Here is a 9,736-nt window from a genome sequence, read left to right on the forward strand (position 1 = left end):
GGGCGCAAGTAACAATGATTGGAATAGTTTTCAACAGGATCCTGATGAGGGGATCAATAACCAGGGCGCGCAGGGTACCTCTGCTGTTACCTTCAACAAAACCAGGTACACTGCCTTTGATTATGGCCTGATACGCAGGATAAACATATTTTTAGCAGGCATACGGTCTGCTGCTTCACAAAAAGCGATGACTCCGGTTGAAAATGCCAACTTTGAAGGACAAGCTTTATTTTTACGTGCCTGGACCTTTTTCCACATGGTAAAAACTTTGGGTGGTATGACTATTGTAGGTGATAAGGTATTTTCATACGTGGGCAGCGATGATGTAGTACCACTTCAATTGCCACGCAACTCAGAAATTGACTGTTATCGATACATCCTGACTCAGTGCGACCTTGCTGCTACAAAGTTGACTAACCCTGGCAGCGCTAACGGAACTATTCCTGCTGCTCAAAATGTTAACGGTGCTTTGGCTAATAAATGGGCATGTAAAATGCTTAAAGCGCGTGCTGCCTTAACCGCGGCTTCAATTGCTAAATGGAATACTCCTGGCGACCCGCTTCTAAACAAAACGGATAAATTTGGCACTGTTACTCATGGTATCCCTGCAGCTAAAGCTGATACTTTTTACCTGGCGGCTTACACCGCTGCTAAAGAAGTTATTGATGCTAATGTTTACTCATTAATGAAAGGTAGCGGCCCTACTGATGTTACTGGAGCACAACAAGCATTTAGCAATGCGATTAATATAAAAGCCGGTAATACCGAAGTAATATGGACAGCGGACCGTAATATCCCCGGCATAAATACCCAATGGACTAACCTTGTAGGCCCTTTAACCGTAGCAGATGGATCTACAGGTAATGCATTGGGTGCAACAGCTAACCTGGTTGAAGCGTTTGAGAATAGAGCAGCAGTTGGAGTAGGAGCTCAGGGTATAAAAACCAGAACCGGTGCCAATGATGTTGGTGGTACAATGATTATGTATGACTTGTCAGATCCAACTAATAATCCATTTATGCAAAAGGATATCCGTTTATGGGCAACAGTTATATGGCCAAATGCTTTATTCAAAGGTGTCCCGATAGATTTACGGGCGGGTGAGTGGACCGGTAATTATAATACAGATGGTAGTCCTAAGGTTAGTGTTGTTAGCCCTCCGGCAAAAGGGACAACTACTCCTTCAATTACCAGTATAAACGGACCGGCTGAGAATAGCAGTACCACTATAAACAAAACAGGTTTTATCCCCCGCAAATGGCTTGACGAAAAAACAGGTTCAGGCCTGGGACCAAACTATAGCGATATGTGGGTGGTACGTTTCCGTTTGGCAGAAGCGTATACGATATGTGGTGAAGCCGCTTTATTAAGTCCTGCTATAGGGCAAGATGGTGCCACTTTTATTAACGTTTTAAGAAGACGCGCTTTACTTGGAGATATTCCTGCTGGTAGTTTAACATTTGATGAGGTAGTAAATGAATGTCGCGTTGAATTTGCATTTGAAGATCACCGCCTTTGGGATATGAACAGATGGAGACGGTCAGATCAATATTGGGACGGTGCAGCTAACTCACACGGTACGGCATTTGCAACGCAATTATATGCTTACGTTGTAAATATTCCGGGCAACCCTGGCGGTAATAACGGTAAATATATATTTGATAGGAAAATCGCTTACAGAAGGAGATTTATTCCGTTTTTATTTACGAGATCAGAATATTATTCAGATATGAGTACTTCCTGGTTAACTAACAATCCAAACTGGGAAAAAAATCCAGGTCAATAAATAGATCATAAAAAGTATATTATGAAAAAGATAAATAAAATAACACTTTTAATAATGTTGCTGGCTGCAGCAAGTGTGCTTGTGCAATCGTGCGGTAAAGATAATCTGTCATACCCCACATCAACATTAACAGGACATTTCCTTTACAACGGCCAACCTGTTGGATTATTGCAAACCTCACCTGATATTAACTCTGCAAATGGAACGGGTCATGCCTTGGCTTTAACCCAAATAACGGGGGCTCAGCAAAGATATAGTGTTGGAGAGATACAAGTTTATGCCAAGCATGATGGTAGCTTTACCGGTAAAATGTTTGATGGTACCTACACGGTAAGAACACTAACGTCTAAAATGCCATTTGAGGACTTTACCGGCATGCCGCTTACCATTAAAGGGGATACACAATTTGATATCCAGGTGGTACCATATTGGTGGATGACTAACCTGACAACCACGTTTGTTGGTAACGTTTTTACAGCTACGTTTAACGTTGCTAAAGTTTCTACAAATGCGGCAAGAACCTTACAATACGTACAGATAGCTGTTAGTCCAACTAATTTTGCTGATGCTGCTGCTTTTAGTGCTATACGTACCTTTAATGCTGGTACAAATGCCGGGGGTATAATAGTTCCTGCTGCTGCTGGTTCTGGTGGCGCTGTTACTGTTAAATTAGATTTGAGTACCCTTACCACTGCCGAAAAGTCAGCACTGGTAGCTCAAGGTCCGGGTGGTCATATCTGGGCTAGTGTAGCTGTTAAAACTACTGGAATAACTGATGCGTTATATTCAGATGTGATACCACTGCAGTAAACATACTACTTTAATAATCTTTATTAGAAAACCCCCGCAGGCTTAAAAGCTAAGCTGCGGGGGTTTCTATTTTTAGCCCATTGGTATGGATGCCTTAATTTTTTTGTGTGATATGGCTAAAGAAATACCCCGTTTTCATTGAGTTTTACTTTTATTCGCTTACTACCATCTTCTAACTGAAGTTTAAAAATTTTGTCTGCCTTACCCTTTTGATCATAGTAATAAACTTTGTAAACATCCTCTGAGATATGCCAGCCCGGGAAAACCTGGCTCACGGTGTTCTTCACTTCAGCAGGTAATGTGGTGTTCTTAAATTTCTCCACCGTGCGCAGTAGCTTGCCGTTTTTATTATATTCTGCCAGGATCTCACCGTCGGGTATATAAAACGAAACGTAGTAGCCCTCATAATCCTCATTATAAAATTCTGACTTTTTTATATCGTAGGTAGCCGCATTGAACTCCAACATCCTTACCGGCTGCGCCATTTCCTTATTATCGGCGGCGTTTAGGTATTTATAGGTCGACGCAACAATACTTACCTCAGGTAACATAATTTGTGCAGATGCCCGTAAAGTTGTGCCGATTAAGAGGATTACCAGTATAATAGCTAATGGTAATTGTTGCATGTCCCTCAATGTTAATAACGAATTATAACGTTTATCAATTACGTCTTTTTGCAGTTTACCGTTTGTTTTCATATTTTAATAATTAAATAAAAAGATCGTCGTATTATTAAAACAAATCTCAGGTAAACTATTCACTAAAAATATGATGTTGGTCAGCGCAGGGTATGATGATGGTCATTTGCAAACACCCGACCCGCGTGGCACAGAAGATTATAAAAAATCGTATTTTTTGTAAAAGACCGGGAAGCCGTTAGTTTTGAAGGTGGAATTTTGACGCCAAAAAGTGCCGAGGTATTACCATCAACTTAGGCCCCGGTGCTTGCCGTATATATAAACCAAATGTTCAACAATACATAGCCTGCCAATAATAAGGTTACCAAACTTATATATAAACGTATCTACGTAATAATGTTTTTAAAAAATCAATACGCTAATATATTGATTATATAAAAAGAAGAGTTATTGACCTTTAATGGTTATTTGCTAAATAACAGAGCGTTATTACCTGATTTTTTTCTTGCAGGTAATACATAGGAAAATGTTGTGGTAAGCTATTTTTTTCATCAATCTCCTTAATAACTATCAGCTTAAATCCATCGTCTTGCAAATTTACTTCTACATCGGTAAACTCTAAAAAAGTATGGGTAAGCGGGTACTGCATTTTATAAAAGCTCTCTTTAAAACTAAACAGCAGGGTAGTATAAAAAGCCAGTTCTTCGCCGGTATAAGAGTTTAAAAAGTCTTGTTCTGCTGGGGTATATAGCATATCCCACATGTCAGCGTTTATTTTACCGGTAGTTTCAATATCAATTCCGATGCATTTAAAATGCGAACCTAAACCAACAACTGCCCCGGTAAACTGGCCTGAATGGCTTATAGAACCAACAGCACCATGGGGCCAAAGTGGTTCATTATTTTGCCCTATGAGGATAGCTGAGGGCTTATATCCTATAGTAGCCAATGCCCTGCGCGCACAATAACGCCCGGTACTGAAATCTTTTAATCGCTTGGGCGAAAAATTTGTAGTTAATAGTTTTTCATTATCTGTAAGTTGTTCCGGCCCAATCAATTCATTAGTAAAATATTGGGAAAATACGTTGGATGAAAAGCCGGTATTGAACATTAACATGGCGGTATATAATCAAATATAGTATTTGTGCCTGCAATTAATTATTTTGCAACTGAATAACCCAATTATAATGAACCTAACTGTTAAAAAGCTAATATTGGCTACTGCTGTGGTATTTAGTGCTGCAAGCTTGTTTGCCCAAAGTTTTACCGAGGCCCAAATCTCAGGAAAAATAAAAGAGAAATTGGCGCAAATGACGCTGGAAGAAAAAATAGGTATGCTGCATGCCAACGGCATATTTACATCGGCAGGTGTGGCGCGGTTGGGTATACCCGACCTTAACAGTGACGATGGTCCGCTGGGCGTACGTGAGGATGTAAAACCCAACTGGGCATCGGCAGGATTAACCACCGATTCGGCAACTTTTTTTCCTAATGGATCGGCGCTGGCCGCTACCTGGAATCCAGCATTGGCCAACCGTTTCGGCATAGCCATGGGCGAGGAGGCACGTGCACGAAAAAAGGACATTATGCTTGCACCGGCCTTTAATATTACCCGTACGCCGTTAAATGGCCGTACCTATGAATATTATTCGGAAGACCCATTTTTGAACGCGCAGTTAGCCGTAGCCACCGTAAAAGGAATACAAAGCCAAAACGTGGCAGCGTGTATAAAACACTACGCAGTAAACAATCAAGAGGTTGACCGCAACGGCGTGAGTGTTGATTTAAGCGAACGTGCCTTACGCGAAATATATCTGCCTGCCTTTAAAGCCGCGGTGGAAGAAGGGAATGCCTGGGTACTGATGTCTGCCTATAATAAAGTACGCGGCGAGTACATGTCAGAAAACAATTATATGCTCAACACCATCCTTAAAGGCGAGTGGAAGTTTAAAGGGTTGGTTATGTCCGACTGGGGCGGTACGCATAATACTATTAATGCTGCCAATTATGGTTTGGATATCGAGATGGGATCGCGCCAGCCATACAATACCAATTATTTTGCCGACCCGTTATTGGCGGCTGTAAAGGCGGGTAAAGTTACCGAAAGCACCATTGATGATAAGGTGAGCCGCATACTTTGGGTAATGTACCATACTTCGCTAAGTGCTAATCCGCCGGCAGGGAAACTCAACACGCCCGAGCATAGTAAAACAGTTTATGATGTAGCATCCGAGGCTATTGTATTGCTTAAAAACAGCGCTAATATGCTGCCCTTAAATACCTCTAAATATAAAAGCATTGCCATAATAGGCGATAACGCGACGCAAACTTTCCATTTAGGTGGATTTGGTGCAGGTGTTAAAGCAAAGTATGAGGTTACCGCATTGCAAGGTTTAAAAAATCACATAGGCAATAAGATCGATCTGAAATTTGCTCAAGGCTATAAGGCAGATTATAAAAATAATTATCCTGCTGCCCGCAAGGAAGCAGCGAATAAACCCAATGCCGGTTTGATACAACAAGCCGTTGACGCAGCTAAAAGCAGCGATGCAGCCATCGTTTTTATTGGAGGTAACCGCGAGTATGAAACTGAAAGTGCCGACCGTAAAACACTTGAATTGCCATTTGGCGAGCAGGAACTGGTTGATGCCGTAACAGCAGCTAACCCCAACACAATTGTAGTGGTGGTAGGCGGTGCGCCGTATGATTTGGGTAAGATCAAGCAAAATAATAACACTATTGTATGGTCATGGTACAATGGGTCTGAAAATGGTAATGCTTTAGCTGATGTGCTAACCGGGAAAATAAATCCATCTGGAAAAATGCCGTTTACTTTTCCGGTTAAGTTGGATGACTCGCCTGCACATGCGCTAAAAACTTATCCCGGCGAGAACCATAAAGCTGAATATAAAGAAGGCATACTGGTAGGCTATCGCTGGTTTGATACTAAAAAAATAGAACCGATGTATCCTTTTGGTTACGGCTTATCCTACACTAATTTTAAATATGCTGCGTTGCATGCCAACAAAGCCATTTATAAGCCGGGTGACAAGGTTATAGCCACCCTAAAGCTTAAAAACACAGGCAAATTTACCGGTAAAGAGGTAGTGCAGTTATATGTAACCAAACAAGTATCAAAAGTTGAACGTGCGGATAAGGAACTAAAAGCATTTAAAAAAGTAGCCGTACCTGCAGGTAAAGAAATTACTGTTACCTTAAACCTTAATATAAATGACCTGGCTTACTACGATGAAGCAGATAAAAAATGGGTAGTTGAACCGGGAAAGTATAAATTGCTTGTCGGGTCATCATCAAGGGATATTAGGGGAGAGGCCGAAATAACTGTTAAATAATAATACGTAATTGTTACCAATGATCACTTAACTAAAAATAACATGGATATGTTTAACGAAATATTTGGCCAAGGGCGAGATCTAAACGCACTGCAAATGAGTAGCCGGGGGGTTGTGGTTTTTGTTATAGCATTGATATTGATAAGAATATCTGGCAGACGCTCATTTGGGTTACACATGCCGTTAGATAATATTATCACCATATCGCTTGGGGCGGTGCTAAGTCGTGCTATTGTAGGTGCTTCAGATTTTGTGTCGGTTATTGTGGCTTGTTTTGTTATCGTATCGCTTCATCGCTTCTTCGCCTGGCAAGTTGTAAAAAGCCCTCGGTTTAGTCGAATAATACAAGGCGAAAAAATATTGCTTTTTGAAAACGGACAGTTTATTGAAAAAAATTTAGTGCGCGCGCTAGTGAGTCGGGAAGATATAATGCCTGGCATTCGAAAAGCGGCACTAACCGAAGATATCACCAAAATAGATAAGGTTTACATGGAACGCAACGGCGAAATTAGTGCGACCAGGAAAGCGGATCATTTATAGACCTTGCTTTTCTGATTGATATTTATAATAGGCGTGATAATCGCAGAAACCAAGTTATCAACCATACTTGACAAGCCTCTGCTATTTTATAACTTAGCGGTATAAATAGTAACCCTTATAGATCATGATCAAAGACACCAACTCGCTTAATCAGGTAGCCGAATTTCATACCACTTTTAAACACCCTATACTACCCGCGCCAACAATCCCAAGCAGGGAGCGCTGCGAACTGCGTATTGCACTTTTAGCCGAGGAACTTAAGGAATTGCAACAAGCTGTTGATGATAATGATATGATAGAGATAGCGGATGCATTATGCGATATTCAATATGTACTATCGGGCGCTATACTGGAATTTGGTTTGGGCGAGAAGTTTAAGGACCTGTTTGATGAGGTACACCGCTCAAACATGAGCAAAGCCTGCAAAACTGTTGAAGAAGCTAACGCGACTATTGAGCATTACCGCAGCAAGGGCTCTGAATCGTATTATAAAGAGGTTGACGGTTTGTTTTTGGTGTACCGTACGCCGGATGATAAAACATTAAAATCAATTAACTATTCGCCGGCTGATATTAAAGGGATGCTGGCCGGATCATAGATGCTTGAAATCCTTTTTCGCGATGATCACCTTATCGCCATAAATAAACCGCATGGGTTGCTGGTACACAGGTCTGCTATTGCCGCTGATGCAGCGGAATATGCTTTGCAACTTCTGCGGGATCAGATAGGGGTGAAAGTAAACCCTGTTCATCGTATTGACCGAAAAACTGGCGGCGTATTGCTTTTTGCTTTTACTAAAGATGTAGAAATTGCCATGCAACGGCAATTTATGGATAATGAAGTTGGGAAAAAGTACCTGACCATTGTTCGTGGTTATACTCCGGATAGCGGGGAAATTGATTACCCGCTGAGAAAAGAGAACGGCACGTTGCAGGATGCGTTTACCGCCTATACTACCTTACAACTCGCCGAGCTGCCGGTGCCTTTCGGCAGTCATCAAACATCAAGGTATTCGCTGGTGGAGGTAGTACCGCAAACCGGGCGTATGCACCAAATACGTAAACACATGAGTCACATTTTTCATCCCATAATTGGTGATAGGACACATGGCTGTAATAAACAGAATAAATTATTCACGGAAAGGTGGGAGATGAGTACCATGCTGCTGCACGCTTCGCAGTTAAATTTCAGGCATCCGGTAACAGCGCAAAACATTATTATAGATGCGCCCATGCAGGATGAATTTAAGCGTGTAATGCAGTTAATGAATTGGGGATAAAGCTATCACTACAAAAAAATTAAACAAACCAGGTTTATTATTGTAGTGATAGCATGAAAAATGAACTTAATTATACCCTGAATACCGGGGATGGCAAACGTTCAATAACCATTACTACCCATAAACACGCTACCCCGGGCAGTGGATTTTACGCAAAAGGTGTTTTTGCTTTACAGGAAGACGGTACTGACTTGGGCAATATCGTATTTGATGATAATATGAAACAATGGGAATATACAGGAATGGGCAACTTAACCCATGAGGAAGCTGCCATGATAGCCGGCTATATTCAAAACAAAAGCCAACCTGCTCAATAGAAATGCCTGTTGCAGATAATAGTTTCTAATTTTACCTTTACTGCTAATCTATAATAGCCTAATTCTTAATAGACACAGGTTTAACATAAATTTATGAAAATCAATGTATTTGGCAGTGCGGTTATATGCGCGTCAATTTTAACAGGATCTGTAATTGGACAAACAAAAAGGGATGCAGTAAAGCTGATAACTTTAGATCCCGGCCATTTTCATGCCGCGCTGGTGCAAAAAACCATGCTTCCTGACATTGATGCTACTGTACATGTTTATGCGCCAAAAGGCGATGATGTACAACAGCACCTGGATAAAATTAATGCCTATAATGAGCGTAAGGACGACCCCACACGCTGGAAAGAGGAAGTTTATCTGGGTAATGATTTTTTTGATAAAATGATAGCCGAAAAGAAAGGTAATGTGGTAGTTATGGCCGGCAACAATCAAAAAAAAACCGAATACATCAAACGGTCAATTGATGCCGGGTTTAATGTGTTGGGCGATAAGCCAATGGCCATTGATAAGGCCCATTTTGAAATGCTTAAAGCCGCTTTTGTCGATGCCGCTAAAAAGAAGCTGGTTTTATATGATATTATGACCGAGCGTTATGAAATAACCAACACCCTGCAGCGCGAATTTGCCATGCTACCCCAAGTATTTGGTACATTAAAAAAAGGCACGCCTGCAAACCCCGCTGTTGAAATGGAAAGCATACATTATTTTTACAAATATGTATCGGGCAGTGTGCTTACACGCCCGGCCTGGTTTTTTGATGTTAACCAGGAAGGTGAGGGCCTGCAGGATGTAGGCGTACATCTGGTTGACCTGGCACAATGGCTTTGTTTTCCTGATAAAATTGTTAATTATAAAAGAGATATTCAGTTTAATGATGCTAAAAGATGGCCCGCTGAGGTAACATTGAGTCAATTTAGTGCTATTACCAAAATGCCCGGTTTTCCGGCCTACCTTAAAAAAAATGTAGTTAAGGATAGCATATTAAAAGTTTACGCAAATGGGTC

The 9,736-nt window shown here is 41.2% G+C and carries 10 protein-coding genes; 8 read left to right on the plus strand and 2 right to left on the minus strand.

The window, feature by feature from the left end:
* Both ABI367_RS04635 and ABI367_RS04640 read left to right on the plus strand, forming a co-directional pair.
* On the plus strand, window positions 1–1,786 hold a 1,786-nt coding region (locus tag ABI367_RS04635; protein ID WP_462228031.1), incomplete at its 5' end, for a RagB/SusD family nutrient uptake outer membrane protein.
* 21 nt (window positions 1,787–1,807) lie between these two features.
* Window positions 1,808–2,596, plus strand: a complete 789-nt coding sequence (locus ABI367_RS04640; RefSeq protein WP_462228032.1) for a DUF3823 domain-containing protein — start codon at window positions 1,808–1,810, stop codon at window positions 2,594–2,596.
* A 116-nt stretch (window positions 2,597–2,712) separates the two neighbouring features.
* Here the strand turns inward: ABI367_RS04640 and ABI367_RS04645 are convergent, their stop codons facing one another.
* Both ABI367_RS04645 and ABI367_RS04650 read right to left on the minus strand, forming a co-directional pair.
* The gene (locus ABI367_RS04645; protein ID WP_462228033.1) at window positions 2,713–3,294 is read right to left on the minus strand and encodes a hypothetical protein; all 582 of its coding nucleotides are present in this window, start codon (window positions 3,292–3,294) and stop codon (window positions 2,713–2,715) included.
* Window positions 3,295–3,691: 397 nt separating this feature from the next.
* Complete coding sequence (locus tag ABI367_RS04650; protein WP_462228034.1) at window positions 3,692–4,351, minus strand: 4'-phosphopantetheinyl transferase family protein; 660 nt, start codon at window positions 4,349–4,351, stop codon at window positions 3,692–3,694.
* A 70-nt stretch (window positions 4,352–4,421) separates the two neighbouring features.
* On the opposite strand from ABI367_RS04650, the gene ABI367_RS04655 reads away from it, so the two are divergent.
* From ABI367_RS04655 to ABI367_RS04680, 6 genes are all read left to right on the plus strand, one after another.
* Window positions 4,422–6,587, plus strand: coding sequence for a glycoside hydrolase family 3 C-terminal domain-containing protein (locus ABI367_RS04655; RefSeq protein ID WP_462228035.1), 2,166 nt, complete (start codon window positions 4,422–4,424; stop codon window positions 6,585–6,587).
* A gap of 42 nt (window positions 6,588–6,629) precedes the next feature.
* Complete coding sequence (locus tag ABI367_RS04660) at window positions 6,630–7,127, plus strand: DUF421 domain-containing protein (protein ID WP_462228036.1); 498 nt, start codon at window positions 6,630–6,632, stop codon at window positions 7,125–7,127.
* Between the two features lie 124 nt (window positions 7,128–7,251).
* Window positions 7,252–7,725: a pyrophosphohydrolase domain-containing protein gene (locus ABI367_RS04665; RefSeq protein ID WP_462228037.1), complete on the plus strand. Its 474-nt coding sequence runs from the start codon at window positions 7,252–7,254 to the stop codon at window positions 7,723–7,725.
* Window positions 7,726–8,406, plus strand: a complete 681-nt coding sequence (locus tag ABI367_RS04670; RefSeq protein WP_462228038.1) for a pseudouridine synthase — start codon at window positions 7,726–7,728, stop codon at window positions 8,404–8,406. It abuts the gene before it with no gap.
* Window positions 8,407–8,459: 53 nt separating this feature from the next.
* Window positions 8,460–8,723: a hypothetical protein gene (locus ABI367_RS04675; protein ID WP_462228039.1), complete on the plus strand. Its 264-nt coding sequence runs from the start codon at window positions 8,460–8,462 to the stop codon at window positions 8,721–8,723.
* Window positions 8,724–8,816: 93 nt separating this feature from the next.
* A partial coding sequence (locus ABI367_RS04680) for a putative oxidoreductase C-terminal domain-containing protein (RefSeq protein ID WP_462228040.1) occupies window positions 8,817–9,736 on the plus strand: 920 nt, incomplete at its 3' end.

Origin of the sequence: Mucilaginibacter sp., assembly GCF_039935595.1 — a bacterium.
Taxonomy (GTDB): domain Bacteria; phylum Bacteroidota; class Bacteroidia; order Sphingobacteriales; family Sphingobacteriaceae; genus Mucilaginibacter.